This window comes from Undibacterium sp. SXout7W, assembly GCF_049339385.1.
Taxonomy (GTDB): Bacteria; Pseudomonadota; Gammaproteobacteria; order Burkholderiales; family Burkholderiaceae_D; genus Undibacterium.
This window is the reverse complement of the sequence record NZ_JBMPPF010000009.1, coordinates 15178-39284: the sequence shown is the minus strand read 5'-3', so window position 1 is coordinate 39284 and position 24107 is coordinate 15178. Positions and strand designations below refer to the sequence as shown.

Here is a 24107-nt window from a genome sequence, read left to right as displayed (position 1 = left end):
GATGAGCGCGAATAAACCACAACCAACGGCACTGAACGCACGCACACAATCCCGACTGTTGGAGATTTCCTTTGACGATGGCAGACAGTTTTCTTTGCCGTTCGAGCTATTACGTGTGTACTCACCTTCTGCTGAAGTAAAAGGCCACGGCCCCGGGCAAGAGGTTTTGCAAACAGGTAAACGGGATGTCGGTCTGGTCGGTATTGAGCCTGTCGGCAATTATGCCGTGAAACCGATTTTTTCCGACGAACACAGTTCTGGAATATTCACCTGGGAATATTTGTACTGGCTGGGAGACAACCAGGAAGTGCTCTGGGGTGATTATCTGGCAAAGTTGCAGCAAGCTGGCCATCCCGGAGACACCGGACGTGATGCACCGATGCTGGCGAAATCAGGCGGAGCCTGTGGACATCATCATTAAACCCGGATAGGTCAGTTCGACATCATAAACAAACAGGGCGAATCGTTATTCGCCCTGTTTGTTTATGATCAGGAGGGGGCATACTCTGCTGCCATTGATTTTTAGCCAGAATTTTTCTGTGATGTGCAGTATCTGCCATCACTTAAGCTACAATCCGCAGCAGATCCATTCCGCAATATTGAGGGTAAGCATATGAGCAACACCACCCATTTCGGTTATCGCACCGTAGAAGAAGACCAAAAAGTTCATAAAGTCGCTGAAGTATTTCATTCAGTTGCCGCCAAATACGATGTCATGAATGACGTGATGTCTGCTGGTTTGCATCGAATCTGGAAGATTTTTACGATTGCCCAGGCTGGCGTCCGCCCTGGTTTTAAAGTACTGGATATCGCTGGTGGAACAGGCGACTTGACGAAGGAGTTTGTCAAACAGGCAGGAAAGACAGGCGAAGTCTGGCATACCGATATTAATGAATCCATGCTCAGAGTGGGGCGTGATCGTCTCTTGAATAAAGGCCTGATTACCCCCACTTTACTGTGTGACGCAGAGAAACTGCCGTTTCAGGATAACTATTTCGATCGTGTTACTGTCGCATTTGGTTTGCGTAATATGACGCATAAAGATCAGGCGCTGGCAGAAATGCAACGCGTGCTGAAACCCGGAGGAAAATTGCTGGTGCTGGAATTTTCTAAGGTGCCGGAAATATTGCAGAAACCGTATGATGTATATTCCTTCAAAGTTTTACCCTGGATGGGGCAAAAAATTGCGGGAGATGCAGAAAGTTATCAATATCTGGCAGAATCGATACGCATGCATCCGGATCAGGAAACCTTGAAAACGATGCTGGAAGCAGCTGGTTTGGATCGCGTACAGTATTTCAATTTGACGGCAGGTGTGGCCGCATTACACACTGGTATCAAACTTTGAAACAAAAGAAGGAGTTCCACTGATGAAAAAATTTCTCATGGCAATGATGATGGTAGTCAGCGCCTTATCAATCACGATCGGTGATGCTGAGGCGAAGCGACTCGGTGGCGGTGGTTCTATTGGCCGCCAGTCCAGCAACGTGTCACGCCAGGCGACTCCTCCAGCCAATACGAGCAACATGAATCAGGCCAGACCAGCAGCTCCGGCGGCGGCTCCGGCAGCGGCGATTCCACCTAAGCCAGCCAGCCCATGGAAAGGCATTGTCGGCGGTCTGATTGGTGGCGCATTACTTGGCGCAGCCTTGTCACACTTCGGTCTGGGCGGCGCTGTTGCCAGTATGCTGGGTTCTTTGCTGACATTCGCTTTGATCGGTTTTGCTATTTTCTTCCTGATCCGTTTGTTCCGCCGTACAGGTAATAGTGGCAGCACGGCTCCATCGGCATTTTCCCAGCCAGCCTATGCAGGTGTTCCTGCGTCATCTACGCCGGAAATAGGTTCCCGTCTTGAGCCGCAAGCGTTTCAGAGCAATGGTTCAGCAGCATCTGCTGCTAACAACGCTGCACCGTGGGGCGTACCAGCGGACTTTGACGTACCTGGTTTTTTGCGTAATGCCAAGACCTACTTTATCCGTTTGCAGGCAGCTGGTGACAAGGCAGATATCAATGATCTGCGCGAGTTCACCACACCAGAAATGTATGCTGAACTGAAACTGGAAATCCAGGAGCGTGGAGCAACACCGAATGTAACCGATGTGGTGTCGATTGATGCAGAATTGCTGGGACTGGAAAACACGGGTAATGATCATCTTGCCAGCGTTAAATTTACCGGCATGATCAAGGAAGCACCAAATGCACCGGCAGAAGCGTTCGCTGAAGTCTGGAATTTGTCTAAGCCAGTCAACGGCCAGGGTGGTTGGGTATTGGCTGGTATTCAGCAACTTTGATACAGATCGAATCGCCTCATTGAAATAAGCTGTTAAACTTAAGACCGCCCGCAATTCAGCCGGGCGGTTTTTTTATACCGACATGATTTCCATCGCACCTTTCATCAATCATCTGCTGGCACAGGAACCCTGGGCCAGAAACAAATTACTTGCTCACCACGGTAAAGTCGCCTGCATTGATGTACAGGCATTCCAATTGCGACTGAAAGTAGGCGCAGACGGTCTGGTCGAGACTGTGAGTGCTGAAGTACCGGCGAATGTGACGATACGTGTCAAACCCGGTGATCTGCCCTTGATTGCACAACATCGCGAACGTGCGTTTTCTTATGTCAAGATCGAAGGCGATGCGGATTTTGCCAATACGATTTCTCATCTGAGTCAGAATGTGCGCTGGGAAGCAGAATCGGACCTCAGTAAGTTATTTGGTGAGGTCGCCGCTGTACGCATGGTGTCTGTTGCCGATACCTTATTCCGGACAGCGCAGCAGACGCATCAGAAAATACAGGAGAATCTGGCTGAATATTTTTTGGAAGAAAACCCGATGCTGGTCAGACCGTCTGCGGTTGCCGGGTTTGGAAGTGCAGTCAATAAAACGCGAGATGACGTCGAACGCCTCATCAAGCGCCTCGAAAAACTCGAAAGGTCGCAGGGATGATATTGAAATTTTTGCGGCTGCTTAAAATCATCCGTATTGCTATTCGTTATGGCATAGACGAGATTGCTATTTCTGGTCTGGCAGTGCCCCGTACCGCCCGCCTGATCGAAGCCTTGCTGTTCTGGCGCGATCTGTCTGCCCCTCGTGGGGAGCGCTTGCGCAAGGCGCTGGAAGACCTGGGACCGATTTTCGTCAAATTCGGACAAGTACTGTCCACGCGCCGTGATCTGATGCCGCCAGATATTGCCGATGAGCTGGCAAAATTGCAGGATCGTGTTCCTTCATTTGACAGTGATTTGGCGATAGCACAGATTACCCGTTCGCTGGGAGCGCATCCGGATCAGTTATTTGCCAGTTTTGATCGGATTCCTGTCGCGTCCGCTTCCATTGCACAGGTACATTTTGCGGTGTTAAAAGATGGTCGCAATGTCGCGGTCAAAGTGTTGCGCCCCGGCATGAAAGATACGATCGACAAGGATGTGGCGCTGATGCAGATTGCCGCCAGCTGGCTGGAGTCTCTGTGGGCAGATGGCAAACGCCTGAAACCGCGTGAAGTGGTGGCGGAGTTTGATAAGTATCTGCATGATGAACTCGATCTCATGCGTGAAGCGGCGAATGGCAGTCAGCTACGCCGCAATTTTGCTGATTCAGATTTATTGCTGGTGCCTGAAATGCACTGGGATTATTGTTCGCCATCGGTGATTGTGATGGAGCGCATGAATGGTATTCCTATTTCACAACTTGATCGTTTGCGCGACGCTGGTGTTGATCTTCAAAAACTATCACGTGATGGTGTGACGATTTTTTTCACACAAGTATTCCGTGATGGTTTTTTTCATGCTGATATGCATCCGGGTAACATTCTGGTATCAACTGATGCAGCAACGTTTGGTCGTTATATTGCTCTGGATTTCGGGATTGTTGGCACGCTCAATGATTTCGATAAAGACTATCTTTCACAAAATTTCCTGGCTTTTTTCCGGCGCGATTATAAACGTGTTGCAGAAGCGCACATCGAATCAGGATGGGCGCCAAAGGAAACCCGTATTGACGAACTGGAAGCCGCCGTCAGGGCTTGTTGCGAACCTATTTTTGATCGCCCGCTGAAGGATATTTCGTTCGGACAAGTGTTGTTGCGTTTGTTTCAGACTTCACGTCGCTTTAATGTTGAGGTGCAACCGCAACTGGTGTTACTGCAAAAAACACTGCTGAATATTGAGGGGCTTGGACGTCAGCTTGATCCTGAGCTGGATTTATGGAAAACCGCCAAGCCTTATCTTGAGCGTTGGATGGGGCAGCAAGTCGGATTTCATGGACTGCTCGATAAACTCAAAGCCGAAGCACCAAGATACAGTCATATTTTTCCACAATTGCCTCGCCTCGCGCATCAGGCACTGACGCGTGCTGCCGAACCACAATACAGCAATGAGATGTTGCTGGCTTTGTTGAAGGAGCAGCGCAGTACTAATGCCTTGTTACGTACGATCGTCTATTTTGGTGGCGGTTTATTTGCCGGAATACTGGTCGCGCAGTTATTACTGCATTTTTATTTTGTCGAGTGAGTGATGTCGCTTCTACCTTGCTCGGTTTGTTGTGATATTGATCTGTGAAGATGAAACAGCATGGCTGATTTTTTATCCAGAGATCCGCAGAGCCCCGGGTTCTGGGATGAGCGTTTTATAAAAGAATTCACGCCGTGGGACAAAGGCGATGTGCCGCTTGCCTTGCAAGAGTTTGTGCAGGCGACGGCAACACCATTGACGGTATTGATTCCTGGGTGTGGTAACGGCTACGAGGTGGCTTATCTGGCACAGGCAGGATGGAATGTCACCGCGATTGATTTTTCTCCGGCAGCCGTGGCCAGTGCCAAAGCCACTATCGGTGAATGGGGACGCTATGTCATTGAGGCAGATTTTTTCACTTATGTTCCCACTCAGACAACAAACCTGATTTATGAACGAGCTTTTTTCTGCGCATTACCGGCGTCATTACGTCAATCAGTGGTAAAACGATGGGCAGAATTGTTGTCTCCCGGTGCTTTGCTGGCGGGCTATTTTTTCTATGATGAGACAGCGGCTGACAATCCTAAAGGACCTCCGTTTGCGATCACACGTCAGCAATTTCAGTTGTTGATGACACCCATGTTTGAGTTGCTGGAAGAGCGTGATGTGACGGATTCCATACCTGTCTTTGCTGGCCGCGAATGCTGGAAAATTTGGCGGCGACGCTCAGATGACACGCTTTAACGACGGCAATATGACATGTCCGTGACGTTTGCGTGATAAGTGAGTTGATGGAGCTTCGCAGGCTGTTTTCTGGCCGTACGGAGTGTTACCATCTGCGCTGTTGTTAACTGCATTGCTTTGACATGCGCCTATTCAAATCCCACCAAGCATTAACGCAGTTGTCTGCCATTCCTTTGCTGCCAGATTCCATACGCATACTGCACAGTGCTGCAGAATATCGTATTGAGTTATTACAAAAAATCGCCAGTGCCCGGCACCGTATTTATCTTTGCAGTTTATATCTGCAACAGGATGAAGCAGGTGCGGCCATTTTGGCTGCTTTATATGCGGCGAAAGCAGCACGCCCTTCGCTGGACATTGTCGTGTTAGTCGATTGGCACCGTGCTCAGCGTGGTCTGATTGGTGAAGCCAGACAGCCAGGCAAAGTCGTCGGTAATGCTGCCTGGTATCAAGCTCAGGCTCAGAGTCATAGTCATGCAGACAGCGTGCCGATCTACGGTGTGCCTGTGCAAACCAGAGAATTATTTGGTGTTTTGCATTTGAAAGGTTATGTGATTGATGATCTGGTCATTTACAGCGGTGCTAGTCTGAATAATGTGTATTTACATCAATTTGATAAATACCGACATGATCGTTATTGGCTGATACAGAATAAATTGTTGGCCAATTGCATGACCGACTTTATCCGTGAATATGTATTGTGTGCGGCGGCTGTGCACAGACTGGATAAGCCAGAGATACCGTTGACACGTCATATTCGCAATGACATTCATCATTTTCGTGAAAAGCTGAAAAAAGCGCGTTATCACCTTACCGTTCCGCAGTCTGCCGATCAGCAGCAACGCCTGATGATCACACCCTTAGTTGGTGTGGGAAAAAGCAATCCGCTCAATCGTGTGATTTGCCAGTTGATTGCGGCAAGCAAAACACAGATCACCATTTGTACCCCTTATTTTAATTTTCCGCTGGTTCTGACAAGGGAAATTAATCGTGCTTTAAAGCGTGGTGTGAAGATTGATATTATTGTCGGCGACAAAACGGCCAACGATTTTTTCATCCCGCCAGAGCAGCCGTTTAAGGTGATTGCTGCTTTACCGTATTTGTATGAAGTCAATTTAAGGCGCTTTGCCAAATCCCATCAGGCTGAAATCCGGCATGGACAACTGAATCTGCATTGCTGGAAAGATGCTGACAATACTTACCATCTGAAAGGCATGTGGATAGATCAGCGCTATGCTTTAATGACGGGTAACAACCTGAATCCCCGTGCCTTTCGCCTTGATCTGGAAAATGCCTTGCTGATCCATGATCCGCAGCAAGAACTCAGCGAACAATGGCAGGCAGAGCTGGAAAGCATCATGCAGCATACTACTCGCATCAGCAGTTTTCATGCATTAGATAAACTGGAAGATTACCCAGGGGCTGTCCGCAAATTACTGAGCAGATTAAGTCGCGTCAGGCTGGATCGTCTGGCGTATCGCGTTCTGTAGCGATGAGTGTGGTTGATGCACGATGTTGAAATTCAACGTTCAGAATTTACCGGGAGGATTCAGTCGGATAACTTGTAGCGGGGGTGTTTCGTGCGGTAGCCATTTTTGATGAATTCTGGCGAAACTGCCATCCTTTTTCATCGCCCGCAAAGCATCTTCCCAGAGTTTAATTGTCGCTGCTGAAGTCGGTGTCGAAAATGCCAGATACAGTTCCAGGCTGTCGAGAACTTTCACTTTCTCAATTTCATCGACAGAGTGCCCGATATCCTTCATGACTGAGGCGACTACGAGACTGCCTTCCACCCATAAATCGAAACGCTTAGCCATCAACATCGTGGCAATCACTTGCGGAGAGCCTGCCTGCTCAATACGAGTAAACCCTTTTTTTCTGGCGGTATCAGCAAAAATACTGGAACGATAAGCGCCCACAGTTAATTTTTGTATATCGTCCCCCAGTAGTTGTAAATTCGCGGCGTTACCTTTGCGTGTATACAAAGCGGTAGTGGAGATGGCGAGTGGCCCGAGTAAGACCATGAGTTTTTCACGCTCTTCCGAGCGACCCACGGTAAACAGCAATACATTTGGCTCTTCCAGCAAGGCCTTATAGCCTCTGGCCCACGGCACCAGTTGTATGGCTTGCGTGTTGTTAATGCGAACTTGTAACGCTTGCACCATCTCTACCGCCATTCCATCGACTTTGTTGCCATTCCCAAAGCTTACTGGCGGCCAGTCTTCGGTGTAAATCTGTAATTCCTGAGCGATTGTGAGCGTACTGGTTCCTATAGCGAACAGGCAAACTAAAGCCAATGCCAGCCAGCGCATTGAACGGCGTAAGACGAATAAATCAATGTTGAACATCCAGTCCATGAGGTCAGCCAAAGAGAAAGTGGAACATCCCTCGCAATACAGCGCTTAGCCTTAATTTATAGTAAGAAAAATCAAAAGGATACAAGAATTGCAGAATATTCTTTGATTTAATATTTTTAAAATAGATAAATGTTGCCGTGGTGATACGTCAAAAATGCAGCAGAGTCTGGTTCATAGCAATTGATTATCTTTTGCTATGCGGTTGGTTGCTTGAGCATAGCGTGTTGAACGCTATTGCAGAGATCATGGCCAGGATATTCCCAGTGCTGTTTGATACGAGTATTTTTCCTGCCTGCAGTAGAGGGGGACAAAGTTTCTCACTTATTCACCAATATAGCGTCGCAACACTTCAGCATATTCGCCATTCTGGCGGATGACTTTCAGGCCCAGATTAAAGATATCGCGATTTTGCTGACGATAAAAGCCAAGTGCATGAGAAATAGGTTTAAACAAGGCATGTTGGGTATAACGTTGGCGTATGTCATTGCTGCCGTGGAGTGACCGTGCAAAATACAGGAACGCACGCTTATCCAGTAAGATCACGTCACCCCGTCCTGCATCCAGCATCGGTAACTGTGAACGCTGTTCACCGACTTCGAAATAACCGGGATTGTTTTCTGTGATGCTGGCAAATTCTTTGCCTAATATCTTTTTAGCATTACGAAAAGTGATGATTTTTTTGTGAGAAAGATCAGCAATCTGATTAATTTTTAATCGACTGCTACTCAGTGAGACGACGATATTTTCGTATTCTATGAGTGGATCAGAAAAATAAATACCTGGATGGTCAACCGGAATGCCAGCAAAGCCCGCATCGGTTGTGCCAGCAGCTACTTCAGATTCCATGCGCTTGTTATTCGACAGAATAAAAACGGTTTTGATTCCCTGTGTTGCTAACGCCTTCTGTATCAGTTCACTGACGATACCCTGTTGTGGATTGTTCATCACATACGGTGGCAGAGGTGACACGTGAATACGCAATTCGATCGCATGCGCCTGACTTGCCAATAAAGCGGCAAGCATGCCAGGCAACCACATGAAACGCCACAAAAAAACCATACTCGTCCTGTCTGCTAAGAGCCATGAATCGCCAGGCGATACATGATGAACACATTTCCCTGTTCAAATGTTGGACGATTCAAGACAGAAATGCAACTCACAGTCCTTATTTTCAAGTGGTATGTGGTAACAGACCATCATTCTTTTATCCCTGCACTCGAACAGGGCAAAAAGGAGTGCTACATGCGGTAGGAAACAGAGCGCTGGCAGTCTTCATCGCATCATACTACGGGCGCCTGATGCACCGTCAGCATTGCATGTGCGATCAGATCAATCGCCGGTCTGGTTTTGCCCTGTTTGTCTGTCCAGACTTTAGGCGTCAGTGCACCGGATAAAGACAGACTCTCGCCATCATTCAACTGCAGCAGATGGTTGCGAACATGATCCTGAAACGCAATGACATTGCACAAAATCGTATCCCCATCTTCCGTCATGACTTTTACTTTACAGGTTACATACACCGAGCCGGCCTGCCCTGTCCGTTCTTCCGCACTGCCGTACAGACGTCCGGCAATTAATGCATCTATCATATGTTCTTTTCTCCAACGATCTCAAATAACCCTGCACACCGTTCATGCACAGGCACTATGATCCACATCACATCACATCACATCATGACGTGGCTGATGTGAATGGCGATACAAACGGCAGAATACAGCAATTGTCTTGCCTCATCCTCAGATTGTTATACTGGACAACTACTCTCGCTTATAGATCAACATGATGAACATCAATCACATCGCAGAACATTACGTCAAACTGGTACTCGCTGTCGGGCAGCATGATGCTGGCTATGTCGATGCGTATATCGGCCCATCATCCTGGCAGACGGAAGCGCAGCAATCGTCGGCAACGCCGTTGCCAACATTACTGGCACAAGCCGATACTTTATTGCAGCACGCACGCAGTTTGTCTGCACCTCCTGACGATCAGCTGGAACGCCAGCAATTTTTAGTTCTGCAGTTACATGCTGTGCGGACTTTTATTGCTCAACTCAATGGCAGCAAACTGTCCTTCGATGATGAATCAAGGGCCTTGTACGATGCAGTATCTCCGCCATTGACCCCGGCAGATCTCGATATCACGTTGGCAGAACTGGCGGCACTATTGCCTGCGGAAATTCAAGGCAGCGATCTGAATGTGCGCTTGTCTGCTTACAACAAAGCATTTGAAATTCCTCGCGATAAACTCGATGCCGTTTTTACTGCCGCCATCAACGAAGCCCGCGCCCGCACCAGACGCTATATCACCTTGCCTGAACATGAAAGTTTTCAGGTTTCCTACGTCAGCAATAAAGTCTGGAGTGCCTATAACTGGTACAAAGGAAATAGCCATAGTCTGATCGAAGTCAACACTGATTTTCCGATGTTTATCAGCCGCGCGATTGACCTCGCCAGCCACGAAGCCTACCCGGGACACCATGTCTTTAATGTGTTGATCGAAAATGAACTGGTCAAAGAAAAAGGCTGGATAGAGTACGCGATATATCCACTGTATTCACCGATGTCATTTCTGGCTGAAGGTAGTGCGAATTATGGTATCGACGTCGCCTTCCCACATACTGAACGTATGCAGTTTGAGAAGGACGTTTTGTTTCCATTAGCCGGTATTGATCCCGCCAAAGCCGAACGCTATTACCAGATACAAGCTGTACTGCAAAAATTGTCGTATGCGGGCAATATGGTCGCGAAGCAATACCTTGATGGTGAAATAGATCGTGATGCTGCGATTGCCATGTTAATGAAATACAGCCTCTCAGATGCAGACCGTTCAGCGCAGCGCATACGCTTTATCGAGCAACTGCGATCCTATGTGATTAACTACAACCTTGGACAGGATGTCGTGCAGGCGTACATAGAAAAACGCGCTGGAAAAACAAATCAGGATTTACGCTGGGAAGTATTGACTGATCTGCTGCGTCACCCAAAAAGTGCGTCGATGATGGCGTAGTACTCGCCTCGTAAATAGTAGCAGCCTTACTTTTTTACACTCATCTGAGCAGCACGTGCGGCGCATTAGTACTGTACATCAGCGCCGCACATCTCCACACTCTGTGTCTTATTGCGCCATCAGTTTGACGGCGAGAGATTGAGCGCCAGTATGTTCAGCGGCATTGTTGATCAACGTCAGCAAGCGGTCGATATTCGGATGCTTGCCCGGAAACGCTTTGGCATCCGCAGTGTGCTCCGCATACAAACTCAGCCCTTGCGTTGCCGCTGCAGTATTGATCTCGCCAAACTCCTGCATCAACGCATGATAGACACGCACGCTGCCCGCCGTGCCGGGCTTGTTTTCCAGCCGGGCGACGAGCAAATCACCGTCAAATAATTCCAGCGCGGCGACGTGATCAATGGCTGGTAAGGTGGCTAGAATTTCACTAAATTGCATGGGGTTTCCTTTACTATCAATGAACTGATTATCTAAACGAATTGCGAGTGACAATATCGTCATGCAATCAAAAAACAGCATTCTAAAGTCATATTCATATCTTGTTCAATTACATCTGATTATTGAACATGACAAGAAATATAAACGTTTATAAAACCCCCACCAAACTCCGTCCTCCCGCTGTTCTTTGCACCATGATTTTCGTTGCGATGCGTTCGGTCATTTCCTGTACGTGTGAGATCACGCCCACTTTGCGGCCTTGGGCTTGCAGGCTGTCTAAGGCATCCATGGCGACTCTGAGAGTATCGGCGTCGAGGCTGCCGAAGCCTTCGTCGATGAACAGCGATTCGACCTTTACGCGATTGCTCGACAGCGATGCCAGACCGAGCGCGAGGGCGAGTGAAACGAGGAAAGATTCGCCACCGGACAGCGAATGCACAGAGCGGTTTTCATCGCCCATATCCTGATCAATCACCATCAGACCTAAGCTGTCGCGTATGCGTTGCAGACGGTAACGCCGCGCCAGCTGATGCAGATGTTGATTGGCATAAGCGAGCAACACATCGAGTGTGTATTGCTGCGCATAATTGCGGAATTTTTTACCGTCCTGCGAACCAATCAGATCATTGAGTTGCGCCCAGATGCGCTGGCGGTGTTGTTGCTGCTGCATTTCCTGCAGCAGGTCTGCAGACTGAAGGCGCCGCGCATCGTCCTGCGCTTTGGCAAGCTGATGCTGGCCCAGATGCTGTTGCGCTTGCTGACGCTCGCTATGCAGGGTGTGCAGGCGTTGTTGCAAACGGGTGACGTGTGCCGCATTGCTGCTATCTTCTTCTGCGGCTTGTTCTGCCAACGGAGCGTTGTCGTCAACGCTGTTGCTGGTTGCTGTGGTGTTGTCGCTATCTTCGGCGTCAGCAACATCTGTCTGTGGTAACGCTGGTGGTCGCTGTAATTGATGGGCACTGCTTTGCTGGCGGCGTTCCTGCAATACCGTCGCTGCCTGCTGACGCGCATTGGCAATCGCTTGCAGTGCGCTGCGTTCGGCGCTGATCCATGTATTGTCATGCTCCAGCAGCGTGCGCAACTGCGCTTCGGTGAGGATGCTGCCAATCGATGCAGCATCCTCATCGCCATGATCACTTTCAGCCTCGCTGTATTTAGCATTGGCAGCCTGAGCGTTGTAGTGCGCTAACCAAGCAGTCAGTTGCGTTTGTGCGTTAATCGCTTCTTGCTGATGCAAGCTGCGCCGCGCTTGTGCCTGGGCGAGTGCTTCGGTGCTGCGGCTGAGTTGTTGCTGGCTGGCGCTGGCGGCGATCGTATGTTGCGCCAACTGGTCTTTTGCTGCTTGTATCGCATTGGCGAAACGCTCGCTGATCACCGAAACGGCTTCGCCCTGAAACAGCGTGCGGCGTTGCTGTTGTTTTTCGCTGAGCGCACGCTCGCTGTTGCTGAGTGCCAGCGCAATACCTTGCTGATCGTCGTTCGCCTTTTGCTGCTGAATGCGGCTGCCTTCCAGACTGATATTCAGCGTTGCAATACCGAGTTCAGCTTGCTGATGCGTTTGCTGCTGCTGTTGCCAGGCGAGGGCATTTTGTTTGCATTGCTGCTGGAAGGCGATCGCGGATGCATGCCAGTGATCGCGCCAGGAAGCTTGTGCATTGTTGCTGTCATCGTCAACGACATCTGTGACGGCAAAAGCGGCATCGAGTTCATTCAATATGTCGTCAAGCCGGGTGCGGCTGTGTATCGCCTGTTCCGCGTTAGTCGCACGCTCTGCGACGGTGTTTGCCAGCGCGTTCAATGCAACGCTGTGTGCTTCTTTTGAACTGATATATAACTGATGCCCCTTATCCCATGCGGCTTGTGCGGCATCTTTGGCCTGCAGGGCTTGATAATAAACGGCCTCACTTTTTTGCATTTCTGCAAAATGGATGTGAAGCGCTTGCTGCTGTTGTTCCAGTGATTGCCGTGTTTGCTGATAAGGTAATTCATCAGATGCGGCGAACGCAAACATGGCGTGTTGTTGCCACTGCGCCTGTTGGCTTGCGATCTGTTCGTGCAGGGTACTGAGTTCCTGCTCCAGTTGTGCAAGCTGCTGGCCGTGTTGTGTGGTCAGTGTGTGGTGGTGGCTGGCTTGTTCGCGGGCGAGCTGTTCTTGTTGACGGCAATCCTGCACCTGCGCTTGCAGTTGCGTGAGCAACGCATGCAATTGCGGATTGCTGTCGGCCTGCGCATACGGATGCACCGTCGCGCCGCACACAGGGCAGGGCGCTTCATCCTGTAATTGCGCACGCAGATTTTCTACATTGTCGGCGCAGGCTGCTTCTGCGCTTCTGAGTGCGCGTTCTGCTTGCTGCAACGCAGCGCTTAATGCTGGCAAGGTCGTGCTCGCGTGCACGCTGGCGGCTTGTGCGGCAGTGACCGCCAGTCGCGCCTGATCTGCTTGTGAATGCACGCTACGCAGACGCGTATCGAGGTTTTGTAACTGCCCCAATAATTGCATACCGCTGCTGAGTTGTTCACGTTTTTCTTCAGCGCTTTGTTTGTTGCGACGGAGTGTGTCGAAATCCATCACGGCGAATGCCTGCGCGGTTTGCTGGCGTTGCTGATCGGCGGCAACCAGTGCTTCTTCCGCAGTGTTTAGGTTGGCTGCATGCTGCGCTGCCTGCGCTTGCTGCGTCACCTGTTTTGCATCCAGTGCGAGGATATTGGTCTGATGGCGTTCGTGGTCGGCGCGGGCAACGGCGGCTTGGGATAACAAGGTATCCCATTTATCCCAATGTTCAGCGAGCACACGTAGCGAGGCGTGTTGTTGCAACCATTGCGCCGAGTTCGCCATACGCTTTTGCAACTGGCCGAGTTCGTTTTGCTTGCTTAGACATGTCGTGTTGGCGTCACCGCATGCAAGATCGGCTTGCTCTTTACTTTGCTGTAAAGCCTGATGCGCAGGCAGCATAATTTCTATGCTGGCATCCAGTGCTTTTGCCTGATCGAGCAAGACGGCAGCGGCCGCTTGCTCCTGTTCTCTGCTTTGCAATTCGTTTTGCGCGAGAAGGAATGCCGCCTGCGCTTGTTGTTGCGCCTGTTGCGCTTGCAGCAGCTGATGCTGCGCAGCTTCTATCGTCGCCTGATCTTGCACAATCTCGCGTTGCAGGCGGGTGATGTCGGCGAACAAAGGGCGGGCGCTTTGCACCTGATCAAGTTGTTCCAGCAAGCGCTGGCGCGGGATGCTGGCGGCAGAATCCTGCTCACGCTCCTGCAAATCGGATAGCGCGGCCTGCTCGCTTTGCGTGAATTTTTCAGCATCCTGATGCCAGCGCAGATGCAGTTCAATTGCGGCGCTGTGGGCATTCAGTTTTTCCAGCGTCGTTTGTGCGGCGGCGATCTGCTGCTCCAGTGACGCGCGTTCTTCATTGCTCAATGGCTGATTGTCGGCCAGACGACTGTGAAAACGTTCCAGTGCTTCGCGCTCGTCTTTGGCGCGCTGAAAAGCACGTTTCGACAGGACAGAATAAATGTCGCTGCCGGTGAGTGTTTCAAGTAATTCGCCACGTTCGTTATCGTCGGCTTTCAGGAAGCTGGAAAATTCATTTTGTGCGAGCAAAACAGCGCGCGTGAATTGTTCAAATTTAAGTCCTATGCGTTTGACGATTTCGTCTTTGACTTCGGTTTTTTTGCCGCCGATGGCCAGCATTTCCGGCAATTGATGCAGCGTCATCGTGGTCGGTTGCAAGCTGCCATTAGCCTTGTTGCGCGAGCGGCGCACGCTCCAGCGCGCACGATAACTGATGCCATCATTGCCGGTGAAATCCACTTCGGCATAGCCTTCGCCGGTGCCACGGCGCAGCAGGTTGCCGGTGTCTTGTTGCGAGATCAGTTCTTTGCCATCCGGCAGGGTTTTATTGCCACCGGCTTTCACCAGACGCGGTGTATTTTCATACAAGGCCATGCAGAGTGCATCGAGCAGCGTGCTTTTACCCGCACCAGTGGCGCCGCTGATGGCGAATAAGCCAGCGGAACGCAAGGGTTCCTGTTCAAAATCGACGACAAACTCACCCGCCAGTGAGGCCAGATTTTTACCGCGGAGTGCCAGAATTTTCATGCCTGCACCTCCGGCGTTGCCAGCAATAATTCGGCAAACGCAGTGCTGATTTCCGGCGGTGTGCCATGTTGATTTTCGTCGCCGAATTTACTTTGATACAGACGATCAAAGATCTGATCCGGATGCAGTCTTTCCAGTTCATCCAACTCGACGCGATTTGTAATGGATGATTCTTTTTGTGCAAAACTGGTTTCTATTTTTGCGAGCCGCACTGGCTTGCCTTCAAGCGCCTGTTCTATCGCTGCGCGCAAGCCGGGTTCCGGCGCATTCAGGCGTACGCGCACTTCCAGAAACGGCATGCGTTCGGCTGGAGTGTCGTGTGGAATATCGAGTGCCGTCAGTGCCACCAGCACCTGTGCCAGCGGAGCTGGTTTTTCCGGTACGCGCAATAAGGCGACTGCACGCGGCACATACAGTGGCGTGATCGCTCTGACCTGATTGTCCTGCAGATCAACGCGGACTACCTGATGGTGGTATCCGACTTCGGCGAAAGACAAGGGCAGCGGGCTGCCGCAATAACGCAGGTGTTCCTGCTTGCCGACTTTTTGTGCCAGATGCAGATGCCCGAGCGCAGCGTAAGCGACGTTGCCGTCAAAAATATTTGCCGATAAAGCTTCGGTACCGCCGATGACGATACGGCGTTCCGACTCTTCAGAAATTTCACCGCCCACCATATGGCAATGCCCCAGCGCGATGATGGCTTGTTGCGGTTCGCGTATGTTGATGGCGTGTTGCAAGACCTGACGATACAGCAGCGCTATGCCTTCCATGTACGGATCATTCGCGTTTTCTGCGCGCGGCACATCACCCGGGCGCAGGAAGGGTATCGCCATACACCACGCGGCAATATCGCCGTGTGCATTTTTCAGCGGCATCAGCAACGAGGCGACATCGATGCTGCTATCGGCAAGACGCGGCACGAAACCGGTGACACGGATATTCAGTTCATCGAGCAAAGGTGCCGGTGCTTCAAGACGTCCCGGCGAGTCATGGTTGCCCGCAATAATGACGATCTGCAATTGCGGCAGGCGCGCTTTGCTCTGTTGCAGAAAACGGTAAAACTGCTTTTGTGCAGCCGCCGACGGATTGGCGGTATCAAAAATATCGCCGGAAATCAGCAAAGCATCGGCCTGCTCGCTGACCAGCGTGTCGCTCAGCCAGTCGAGAAAAGCCTGATGTTCAACGCTGCGGTCAAACTGATGCAGAGTCTGGCCGAGGTGCCAGTCGGAAGTATGTATGAAGCGCAAGGGAAACCTTTGATGCAAATGAAAATAAGAACGAAGTGACGTTCCCGTAGGAGTCTACTGTCACTGTAACAGACTCACTATGCCCGAATTGTATTGATATCAACAGGAATCTGTAAGCCGGAATATAAGCTGAAATATAAGCCTGAATGACGCAACGTTATCCCGGCAAAGCATTGCGTGAAAGACAGTAACGGCTTCGGCGCTTGTAAAACTAGGCGCCATAATGCCGTTGGGGCGATTTTAAGTCAGTTCTATAAGAATTCATGTGATCTGTAAGGTATGGCCGATTTTACTGACTAAGCTGATATCTGTTCACTGATGATTTGCCGCGGTATCGATTGCAGATTTGATGTGTGTGGGCAATGGTGATCAACTTTTCAGGTGAAGCATATGGTGTCTGCTATTCAACATACAATTTCGCGTACTGCAATAAATACAGCCTTATCAGCATCTCCTTCACGATCGCCATCAGCCAAAGCCAGCCTTGAGGCGCAACTGGCGCAATATCAACGTCAGTTGTCCGAGTGCATCAATTGTGATTCTGCGAAGACGCTGGAAGGCAAAAATCAGATTCAGGCCATCAGCAGCAAAATTGCAGCGATTCGTGACAACATCGCACAGACAGATAAAGCAACACCTGGTTCGTCGTCAACGTCAACAAGTGCAGACGGTATACAGAGCGAGTTCGCTGTCGATAGTAATAACCCGACCAATGATCTCAATAGAGTTAATGCAACGCTGGCAACGGCTGGGTCAGTCCAGGTGACCGGAGTCAACCAAGCTAACATCGTGAATGCATCAGAGGCTAATACTGTGCTGCCGAATCAGCACTCACGACCAACGGCTGCGAATCTGACATTGGGAGTACGTTTGGATATTTATGTTTAGCGATGGTGCTGCGTTCGTATATATCGCTGCGATTTTGAGCCGGGAAAAACTAAATTCCCTGGCGTAGGAAATGAGGTTTTCTGACACATTACTTGTGTCAGTAACTCGGACATTTTTCTATTTTTATATGTGTTGCGTAAGTACCAATATAATGATGCCGTTATTGTTGATCTTTTATTCAATATCGCACCTGCTCAGTTATCTGGAGAACGCATGCAGCTTATTCGAATCGCAGTCTTTGTTTTTGCGACACAGATTCCTGTGCAAGTACTTGCACAGACTTTGGCTTACTCAGATGCCGACAATCCAAGTCAGGCGGTAGGAATGATGAAAACCAACGCTTTTTCGGCTCAGGTATTGTTGCGTGAGTGTTCGGCACGTTTACCGGCTCAAGCAGTTGAAATGGCTGGTCAGCTAAAGCGATGGCAGACGGTGGAGGCGCACGATATTGAGAGGGCTGAGTACTATTGGGCTCAAATGGCAGAGAAGCAGCCTGCTTTTCGCGAACAGCTCGTGCAGACCGAAACCTACTTAACGGAAAGCATCAAGCTTATCGAAAAAACCAACCCGAGTAATAAGGCCTATGCAGTATCTATTTTTTGCCGTCAGCATTTCGCTGATCTTGCATCTGGAGTATGGCGCCAGCGAACCCCACGCCTTTATCAGCTTTTAGATCAGGCACCATAATCAGGCACCATAATCAGGCATCATAATCAGGCATAACAAGGCCCGATCGTAGCCTGCACGCTTGCGGCGGCGCTATGCGCACAGCTTCACCCGATATCGTCATCAGATTAAGCCTAAAAAGTTGAGTTGAACGGCAGCGTACAAAGCCCGGCTTTCCTGGTGTTGTTTGTTAGTGGCATGCAGCAGTATGTGAAGACATTTCGCTACATGTGCAGAGCTGAGGCAGTACAAACTGCCGTTATAATGCCCGCAGAAATAAGCTGCCGGTTTTTATTGACATTATCGCTTTCGCAACTCCATGAATACTCTTATCTGGTTCGTCATTTTGTACTGGGTCATTTCGGTTGGCATCGGTTTGTATGCTGCCAGGTATGTGAATAACTCCAAGGATTATGCGGTTGCTGGTCGGTCTTTGCCGATGTCGGTGGTGACCGCGACTGTATTTGCTACCTGGTTTGGGTCTGAGGCAGTGCTCGGTATTTCATCGACGTTCGTCAAGGAAGGACTGAAAGGGGTGATTGCTGATCCGTTTGGTTCATCTCTTTGTCTGGTGCTGGTTGGATTGTTTTTTGCCCGCCCCTTGTATCGTATGAACCTGATGACTATCGGTGACTATTACCGTAACAAGTTTGGCCGTATTGTCGAGGTGCTGGTCACGGTCTGTATCGTGATTTCCTATCTGGGTTGGGTAGCGGCGCAGATCAAGGCGCTGGGACTGGTGTTTAATGTGGTGTCCGGCGGTTTTATTTCTATGGACACGGGCATGATCATTGGTGCCGCGAGCGTGTTGATTTATACCCTGATGGGCGGAATGTGGTCGGTGGCGATTACGGATTTTCTGCAAATGATCATTATTGTGGTGGGTATGCTGTATATCGGCTGGGAAGTGTCTGATATGGTGGGCGGTGCCAAAACGGTGATTGCTCACGCAGCAAATGCCGGTAAATTTGAATTCTGGCCCGCGCCGACCGCAAAGGAGATGCTCTGGTTTTTTGCGGCCTGGATCACGATGATGCTGGGGTCAATTCCGCAACAGGACGTCTTTCAGCGTGTGGCATCGTCAAAGAATGAGCGCATTGCTGGCAGCGCCTCGGTTCTTGGCGGGATTCTGTATTTTTGTTTTGCTTTTATTCCCATGTTTCTTGCCTATTCGGCGACCTTGATTGATCCAGGTATGGTTGCCAGTCTGATTGACAAGGATTCGCAATTAATCTTGCCGACACTGATCATGACCAAGGTACCGATGCTGGCGCAGGTGATGTTTTTTGGCGCTTTGTTATCGGCAATCAAGAGTTGTGCCAGTGCAACGTTGCTGGCGCCGTCAGTTACATTTTCTGAAAACATTCTGAAGCCGTTTTTCCCGCAGCAAAGTGACAAGCAGTTTTTGCTGATGATGCGTATTGTGGTACTGGTATTCACGGCGATTGTGACGATGTTTGCCATGAATACCGAATCCAGCATTTATAAAATGGTAGAGAATGCCTACAAAGTAACGCTGGTCGCAGCTTTTGTACCGCTCGCCTTTGGACTGTACTGGAAGCGAGCTACTGCGCAGGGGGGCTTACTCTCCATCTTGTCCGGTGTTGGTGCCTGGGTAGCGTTTGAAATAGGGGCGCCTGACGGATTATGGCCGCCACAACTGGTTGGTGTGCTGATGAGTATGGTGGGAATGATTATGGGGTCTTTGTTGCCACAAATTCATCGTCATGTCATGGCAGAATGAACCGTTCTTGATGCAATGCGCAAATTTTGGCTGAAAACCTTTATAATTCAGGGTTTTATCAGTTTTTTTAGGGCGAGAGTATGCCGATTTACGCTTACCGTTGTGACGAGTGTGGTTTTGCCAAAGATGTATTGCAGAAAATGTCTGATGCACCGCTGACTGACTGTCCTTCCTGTGGGAAGTCTGCATTTAAAAAGCAGGTGACTGCGGCCGGCTTTCAGTTAAAAGGCTCAGGCTGGTATGTTACTGATTTCCGGGGTTCTGGTGGTGGTGCGGGAACATCTGCGCCAGCGGTGGCAACAGATGCTGGCGGCAGTCCCGCCGCAGAGTCAGCGCCGACAAGCGCTGCAGCTTCTGCAACAACCGCAACAGCAGCTCCAACTTCTGACGCTGGTAAAGCAAGCTGAAACCAGCATATTCCGAATTTTGACGATCTGCTCACCAACGAATTGATCACCATGCGTAAATACTTTATTACCGGCCTGCTGATTCTGGTACCTCTTGCGATTACGCTGTGGGTATTGCACGCCATCATCAGTACACTGGATCAGTCACTGCTGCTGTTGCCTGTTGAATGGCGGCCAGAGAAATTGGTTGGTTTTCAGGTATTGGGTATCGGAACCATACTGACTTTGCTGACTATTTTTGTGACCGGCTTGCTGGCTCAGAATTTTATCGGTAAATACGTCGTCAGACTGTGGGAAGCATTGTTGCAACGCATTCCTATTGTGAATTCGATTTATTCCAGCGTGAAGCAAGTCTCCGATACCTTGTTTTCGTCTTCGGGTAATGCTTTTCGTAAAGCAGTATTGATTGAATATCCTCGTCAGGGATGCTGGAGTATCGGCTTTCTGACCGGTGTTCCGGGTGGCGATGTTGTTAATCATCTTAAAGGTGAGTTTGTCAGCGTGTATGTGCCGACGACGCCTAACCCGACTTCAGGGTTTTTTCTGATGGTGCCAAAATCTGAGGCAATTGAACTGGATATGAGTGTTGATGCTGCACTCAAATATATTGTATCCATGGGCGTGGTGGCTCCCGAGCATCTTCCCACCGAAAAGAAATAAGGCAGAATCTGCGTTTTGCAGCCTGGCATTGACTGTGGCTGCAGATCGCTGAATCTGCAAGAGAAATTACGATCTGAGCGCCACAAGCGATTTTTCAGATCTCATGATGATTAATTTTTGAATACAGACAGGTAAGAAACTATGTCCATGCGTACCCATTACTGCGGCCTCACTACTGAGGAATTACTCGGCCAAACCGTCAGCCTGTGCGGCTGGGTGCATCGTCGTCGCGATCACGGCGGTGTGATTTTTATCGATCTGCGTGACCGTGAAGGTCTGGTGCAGGTTGTGTGCGATCCTGACCGTGCGGATGTTTTTTCTGCTGCAGAAACCGTTCGTAACGAGTTCTGCCTGCGTATTACCGGTTTGGTGCGCGCACGCCCTGAAGGCACAGGTAATGCGAACCTGAAGTCCGGCAAAATCGAAGTGTTGGCGCATAACGTAGAAATTCTGAACGCTTCCGTCACGCCACCGTTCCAGCTGGATGACGACAATCTGTCTGAAACCACACGTCTGACCCACCGCGTACTCGATCTGCGTCGTCCGCAAATGCAAAACAATCTGCGTCTGCGTTACAAAGTCGCGATGGAAGTGCGTAAATTCCTCGATGCCAATGGCTTCATCGATATCGAAACACCAATGCTGACCAAGTCCACACCGGAAGGCGCGCGCGACTATCTGGTGCCGTCTCGTGTGAATGCGGGTAACTTCTTTGCGTTGCCACAGTCGCCGCAGTTGTTCAAACAATTGCTGATGGTGGCTAACTTTGACCGCTACTACCAGATCACCAAATGCTTCCGTGATGAAGATCTGCGCGCTGATCGTCAGCCAGAATTCACTCAGATCGATTGCGAAACATCGTTCATGAATGAACAGGAAATTCGTGACATGTTTGAAGGCATGATTCGTCTGGTCTTTAAAAACACGCTGGATATCGACTTGCCTGATCCATTCCCAGTGATGGATTTTGCTGAAGCGATGGGCTTGTACGGTTCCGATAAACCAGACATGCGCGTCAAGCTGCAATTCACTGAATTGACTGACGTGATGAAGGATGTCGATTTCAAAGTGTTCTCCGGCGCTGCTAACATGGTCAATGGCCGTGTAGTAGGGCTGCGTGTGCCAGGTGGTTCCAATATGCCACGTTCCGAGATTGATGCGTACACTCAGTTTGTCGCGATCTACGGTGCTAAAGGTCTGGCGTACATCAAGGTCAACGAACTGGCAAAAGGCCGTGACGGTCTGCAATCGCCTATCGTCAAAAATATCCACGATGCAGCATTGACAGAAATTCTGGCGCGTACTGGCGCACAGGACGGCGATCTGATTTTCTTCGGCGCGGACAAAGCCAAAGTTGTTAATGACGCGATCGGTGCCTTGCGCGTCAAGATCGGTCACAGCGAATTCGGTAAAGCTAATGGCTTGTTTGAAGATGTCTGGAAACCATTGTGGGTGATTGATTTCCCGATGTTTGAGCATGACGAAGAAAATGACCGCTGGACAGCAACACACCATCCATTCACTGCGCCAAAAGACGGCCATGAAGACCTGATGGAAACCGATCCGGGCAAATGTATCGCTAAAGCCTACGATATGGTCTTGAACGGTTGGGAACTCGGTGGTGGCTCAGTCCGTATTCACCGTGCTGATGTACAAAGCAAAGTATTCCGCGCATTGAAGATCGACGATGCAGAAGCACAATTGAAATTCGGCTTCCTGCTGGACGCATTGCAATACGGCGCGCCTCCGCATGGTGGTCTGGCTTTCGGTCTGGATCGTATCGTCACGATGATGACCGGTGCTGAATCGATTCGTGATGTGATCGCTTTCCCGAAAACACAGCGGGCACAATGTCTGTTGACACAGGCACCGTCGGAAGTCGATGAGAAGCAATTGCGCGAATTACACATCCGTTTGCGTGCGACAGAGCCTGCAATCAAGGCGTAATCATCAGAATTAGTATCTGAATCAGTCATTTGAAAAACGCGAAGCTTTGCTTCGCGTTTTTTATTTCTGATGACGCTTCATGTTCGCCGGATGGTTTCTTGAGCAGGATTGACGCAACAGCGCCATAGCAGCTTTATCGCTGCTTGTTGTGCAAGTTCCGTCAAAGCACTACTGCCTTCGTCAGCATGCAGTCTGGAACGCATTTTGCGCGACTTTTATTAAAATGATTTGAAATCCATTGATGCGCAGCAATCAGCAGCAATCAGCTTCAATACGCCGCATAACGACTATGCGATGCGTCTCACCAGAGTTGTAACCATGGTTACATCTTTCTTTCATCCAGATTGTTGAAATAGTGTAGATTATTGCAATTATTTTTTATTGCAAATAGTTCATCTATGTCTGATTCTTCTTTGTCCACAAATTTCCGTTTTTCTTCATGTCAGTTGACGCAATTGACAGTGTTGGCGCGCCCCTTATTGTTTGCGATGGCGGCGTCTGCCACCTTATTATTAAGTGCTTGCGGTGAAAAGAAAACCGAACTTGGGCAGGGTTCATCGGAGGTGACTGGGTCTGCCGGTCCTGCGGGTGCCAAGGCAGCAAGCAAAACACTGGTGCGTTGTGCTGCTCCTGTTGCGACACTGGCTTTAGTCGAAAATCCGAATGGTTACACGCTGCAAAGCTCCTATAATTTGCCTAGCTCACCAGTACCATTGATCCGTTTGCTGGCACAGCAAAGCGGGTGCTTTCGCGTGGTGGATCGTGCTTCAGGTCTGAAGGCGGTTATTCAGGAGCAGGATTTACAGTCGCAAGGCATTATCCGCAAAAATACGACTGTACAAAAAGGGAAAGGCTACGAAGCGCAATACACCATGACACCCAGCCTGACTTTTTCTGAAAGTAAAGCGGGCGGTGGCATCAGCGCCATCATGGGGATGATTCCCATCTTAAAAAACTTCACGGGTTATGCTGAAAAAGTCAGTCTGAAAGAGGCACAGGTCGCCTTGTTATTGACGGACAATGAAACGACCGAACAGATTGCTGCATCCACTGGTGCGGCCAAAACGACTGATCTTGGTATGGGCGGACTGAGTATCGGTGCCAACGGTGGTGGCTTTGGTGCAGGGTGGAGTAATACCAATGAAGCAAAAGTAATTGTGGCGGCATTTCTGGATGCGCATAACAAGCTGGTCACGCAAGTGCAGCAACTGCAAAGTAAAGAATTGCCGCCTGCAGTTCCTGTCAAAAAGTAGATGTATTGGCGATGAATAATCATCGTGTTGAACAAAAAGGCTTGCTGCGGCAAGCCTTTTTTATGCCTGATGAAAGTAGAAGAACGCCGATCAGCGAAGAATTGTTTTTTTGACTGTGACCGACAATGTGAATTCTTGTATCTTGCCGTTTTACGGAGTTGCCACAGTGCTATAAATGAGAAGTGTACCTCTTGTGTGCT

General features: G+C 49.7%; 21 protein-coding genes. 15 read left to right on the top strand and 6 right to left on the bottom strand.

Annotation, left to right across the window (positions count from 1 at the left end):
• Position 1 precedes the first annotated feature (1 nt).
• From ACO0LB_RS10385 to pssA, 7 genes are all read left to right on the top strand, one after another.
• A complete protein-coding gene (locus ACO0LB_RS10385) occupies positions 2-421 on the top strand; it encodes a gamma-butyrobetaine hydroxylase-like domain-containing protein (protein ID WP_423049033.1) in 420 nt (139 codons plus the stop codon).
• 192 nt (positions 422-613) lie between these two features.
• On the top strand, positions 614-1348 hold the full coding sequence (ubiE, locus tag ACO0LB_RS10380) for a bifunctional demethylmenaquinone methyltransferase/2-methoxy-6-polyprenyl-1,4-benzoquinol methylase UbiE (RefSeq protein ID WP_423049032.1): 735 nt from the start codon (positions 614-616) through the stop codon (positions 1346-1348).
• Between the two features lie 22 nt (positions 1349-1370).
• Positions 1371-2291: a Tim44 domain-containing protein gene (locus ACO0LB_RS10375; RefSeq protein WP_423049031.1), complete on the top strand. Its 921-nt coding sequence runs from the start codon at positions 1371-1373 to the stop codon at positions 2289-2291.
• A gap of 82 nt (positions 2292-2373) precedes the next feature.
• The gene (locus tag ACO0LB_RS10370) at positions 2374-2946 is read left to right on the top strand and encodes a ubiquinone biosynthesis accessory factor UbiJ (RefSeq protein ID WP_423049030.1); all 573 of its coding nucleotides are present in this window, start codon (positions 2374-2376) and stop codon (positions 2944-2946) included.
• Positions 2943-4508 (top strand): ubiquinone biosynthesis regulatory protein kinase UbiB, encoded by a 1566-nt coding sequence (ubiB, locus tag ACO0LB_RS10365; protein WP_423049029.1) that lies wholly within the window; start codon positions 2943-2945, stop codon positions 4506-4508. Before ACO0LB_RS10370 ends, ubiB begins: the two co-directional genes overlap by 4 nt.
• Before the next feature lie 60 nt (positions 4509-4568).
• Positions 4569-5192, top strand: coding sequence for a methyltransferase (locus tag ACO0LB_RS10360; RefSeq protein WP_423049028.1), 624 nt, complete (start codon positions 4569-4571; stop codon positions 5190-5192).
• A 122-nt stretch (positions 5193-5314) separates the two neighbouring features.
• Positions 5315-6682, top strand: a complete 1368-nt coding sequence (gene pssA / locus ACO0LB_RS10355; RefSeq protein WP_423049027.1) for a CDP-diacylglycerol--serine O-phosphatidyltransferase — start codon at positions 5315-5317, stop codon at positions 6680-6682.
• Positions 6683-6721: 39 nt separating this feature from the next.
• Here the strand turns inward: pssA and ACO0LB_RS10350 are convergent, their stop codons facing one another.
• From ACO0LB_RS10350 to ACO0LB_RS10340, 3 genes are all read right to left on the bottom strand, one after another.
• A complete protein-coding gene (locus ACO0LB_RS10350; RefSeq protein ID WP_423049026.1) occupies positions 6722-7549 on the bottom strand; it encodes a substrate-binding periplasmic protein in 828 nt (275 codons plus the stop codon).
• 321 nt (positions 7550-7870) lie between these two features.
• Complete coding sequence (locus tag ACO0LB_RS10345) at positions 7871-8608, bottom strand: substrate-binding periplasmic protein (RefSeq protein WP_423049025.1); 738 nt, start codon at positions 8606-8608, stop codon at positions 7871-7873.
• Between the two features lie 221 nt (positions 8609-8829).
• Positions 8830-9138: a single-stranded DNA-binding protein gene (locus ACO0LB_RS10340; protein WP_423049024.1), complete on the bottom strand. Its 309-nt coding sequence runs from the start codon at positions 9136-9138 to the stop codon at positions 8830-8832.
• Positions 9139-9328: 190 nt separating this feature from the next.
• On the opposite strand from ACO0LB_RS10340, the gene ACO0LB_RS10335 reads away from it, so the two are divergent.
• Positions 9329-10558, top strand: coding sequence for a hypothetical protein (locus tag ACO0LB_RS10335; RefSeq protein WP_423049023.1), 1230 nt, complete (start codon positions 9329-9331; stop codon positions 10556-10558).
• Positions 10559-10666: 108 nt separating this feature from the next.
• Here the strand turns inward: ACO0LB_RS10335 and ACO0LB_RS10330 are convergent, their stop codons facing one another.
• The 3 genes from ACO0LB_RS10330 to ACO0LB_RS10320 form a co-directional block, all read right to left on the bottom strand.
• On the bottom strand, positions 10667-10996 hold the full coding sequence (locus ACO0LB_RS10330) for a DUF2322 family protein (RefSeq protein WP_423049022.1): 330 nt from the start codon (positions 10994-10996) through the stop codon (positions 10667-10669).
• A 148-nt stretch (positions 10997-11144) separates the two neighbouring features.
• Positions 11145-15095 carry an AAA family ATPase gene (locus tag ACO0LB_RS10325; RefSeq protein WP_423049021.1) on the bottom strand — a complete coding sequence of 1317 codons (3951 nt, stop codon included), beginning with the start codon at positions 15093-15095 and terminating at the stop codon, positions 11145-11147.
• Positions 15092-16342 (bottom strand): exonuclease SbcCD subunit D C-terminal domain-containing protein, encoded by a 1251-nt coding sequence (locus ACO0LB_RS10320; protein ID WP_423049020.1) that lies wholly within the window; start codon positions 16340-16342, stop codon positions 15092-15094. Before ACO0LB_RS10320 ends, ACO0LB_RS10325 begins: the two co-directional genes overlap by 4 nt.
• 390 nt (positions 16343-16732) lie before the next feature.
• Between ACO0LB_RS10320 and ACO0LB_RS10315 the strand changes: the two genes are divergently transcribed.
• The 7 genes from ACO0LB_RS10315 (at position 16733) to ACO0LB_RS10285 (ending at position 23907) form a co-directional block, all read left to right on the top strand.
• Positions 16733-17230, top strand: coding sequence for a hypothetical protein (locus ACO0LB_RS10315; RefSeq protein WP_423049019.1), 498 nt, complete (start codon positions 16733-16735; stop codon positions 17228-17230).
• A gap of 132 nt (positions 17231-17362) precedes the next feature.
• Entirely contained in the window at positions 17363-17917 is a 555-nt protein-coding gene (locus ACO0LB_RS10310) for a hypothetical protein (protein WP_423049018.1), read from the top strand.
• A gap of 298 nt (positions 17918-18215) precedes the next feature.
• Positions 18216-19640, top strand: coding sequence for a sodium:solute symporter family protein (locus ACO0LB_RS10305; protein ID WP_423049017.1), 1425 nt, complete (start codon positions 18216-18218; stop codon positions 19638-19640).
• 80 nt (positions 19641-19720) lie between these two features.
• Positions 19721-20047, top strand: coding sequence for an FmdB family zinc ribbon protein (locus tag ACO0LB_RS10300; RefSeq protein WP_423049016.1), 327 nt, complete (start codon positions 19721-19723; stop codon positions 20045-20047).
• 51 nt (positions 20048-20098) lie between these two features.
• Entirely contained in the window at positions 20099-20707 is a 609-nt protein-coding gene (locus tag ACO0LB_RS10295) for a DUF502 domain-containing protein (protein WP_423049015.1), read from the top strand.
• 141 nt (positions 20708-20848) lie between these two features.
• Positions 20849-22654, top strand: coding sequence for an aspartate--tRNA ligase (gene aspS / locus ACO0LB_RS10290; RefSeq protein WP_423049014.1), 1806 nt, complete (start codon positions 20849-20851; stop codon positions 22652-22654).
• Positions 22655-23142: 488 nt separating this feature from the next.
• Positions 23143-23907, top strand: a complete 765-nt coding sequence (locus tag ACO0LB_RS10285; RefSeq protein WP_423049134.1) for a CsgG/HfaB family protein — start codon at positions 23143-23145, stop codon at positions 23905-23907.
• Positions 23908-24107 lie beyond the last annotated feature (200 nt).

What these genes read in the sequence shown, in the direction of transcription:
- ubiB (WP_423049029.1), top strand. Translation starts at nt 2,943, where the DNA reads ATGATATTGAAATTTTTGCGGCTGCTTAAAATCATCCGTATTGCTATT.
- ACO0LB_RS10340 (WP_423049024.1), bottom strand. Translation starts at nt 9,138, where the DNA reads ATGATAGATGCATTAATTGCCGGACGTCTGTACGGCAGTGCGGAAGAA.
- ACO0LB_RS10295 (WP_423049015.1), top strand. Translation starts at nt 20,099, where the DNA reads ATGCGTAAATACTTTATTACCGGCCTGCTGATTCTGGTACCTCTTGCG.
- ACO0LB_RS10305 (WP_423049017.1), top strand. Translation starts at nt 18,216, where the DNA reads ATGAATACTCTTATCTGGTTCGTCATTTTGTACTGGGTCATTTCGGTT.
- ACO0LB_RS10330 (WP_423049022.1), bottom strand. Translation starts at nt 10,996, where the DNA reads ATGCAATTTAGTGAAATTCTAGCCACCTTACCAGCCATTGATCACGTC.
- ACO0LB_RS10375 (WP_423049031.1), top strand. Translation starts at nt 1,371, where the DNA reads ATGAAAAAATTTCTCATGGCAATGATGATGGTAGTCAGCGCCTTATCA.
- pssA (WP_423049027.1), top strand. Translation starts at nt 5,315, where the DNA reads ATGCGCCTATTCAAATCCCACCAAGCATTAACGCAGTTGTCTGCCATT.
- ubiE (WP_423049032.1), top strand. Translation starts at nt 614, where the DNA reads ATGAGCAACACCACCCATTTCGGTTATCGCACCGTAGAAGAAGACCAA.
- ACO0LB_RS10315 (WP_423049019.1), top strand. Translation starts at nt 16,733, where the DNA reads ATGGTGTCTGCTATTCAACATACAATTTCGCGTACTGCAATAAATACA.
- ACO0LB_RS10345 (WP_423049025.1), bottom strand. Translation starts at nt 8,608, where the DNA reads ATGGTTTTTTTGTGGCGTTTCATGTGGTTGCCTGGCATGCTTGCCGCT.
- ACO0LB_RS10285 (WP_423049134.1), top strand. Translation starts at nt 23,143, where the DNA reads ATGGCGGCGTCTGCCACCTTATTATTAAGTGCTTGCGGTGAAAAGAAA.
- aspS (WP_423049014.1), top strand. Translation starts at nt 20,849, where the DNA reads ATGTCCATGCGTACCCATTACTGCGGCCTCACTACTGAGGAATTACTC.
- ACO0LB_RS10325 (WP_423049021.1), bottom strand. Translation starts at nt 15,095, where the DNA reads ATGAAAATTCTGGCACTCCGCGGTAAAAATCTGGCCTCACTGGCGGGT.
- ACO0LB_RS10300 (WP_423049016.1), top strand. Translation starts at nt 19,721, where the DNA reads ATGCCGATTTACGCTTACCGTTGTGACGAGTGTGGTTTTGCCAAAGAT.
- ACO0LB_RS10360 (WP_423049028.1), top strand. Translation starts at nt 4,569, where the DNA reads ATGGCTGATTTTTTATCCAGAGATCCGCAGAGCCCCGGGTTCTGGGAT.
- ACO0LB_RS10370 (WP_423049030.1), top strand. Translation starts at nt 2,374, where the DNA reads ATGATTTCCATCGCACCTTTCATCAATCATCTGCTGGCACAGGAACCC.
- ACO0LB_RS10335 (WP_423049023.1), top strand. Translation starts at nt 9,329, where the DNA reads ATGATGAACATCAATCACATCGCAGAACATTACGTCAAACTGGTACTC.
- ACO0LB_RS10350 (WP_423049026.1), bottom strand. Translation starts at nt 7,549, where the DNA reads ATGGACTGGATGTTCAACATTGATTTATTCGTCTTACGCCGTTCAATG.
- ACO0LB_RS10385 (WP_423049033.1), top strand. Translation starts at nt 2, where the DNA reads ATGAGCGCGAATAAACCACAACCAACGGCACTGAACGCACGCACACAA.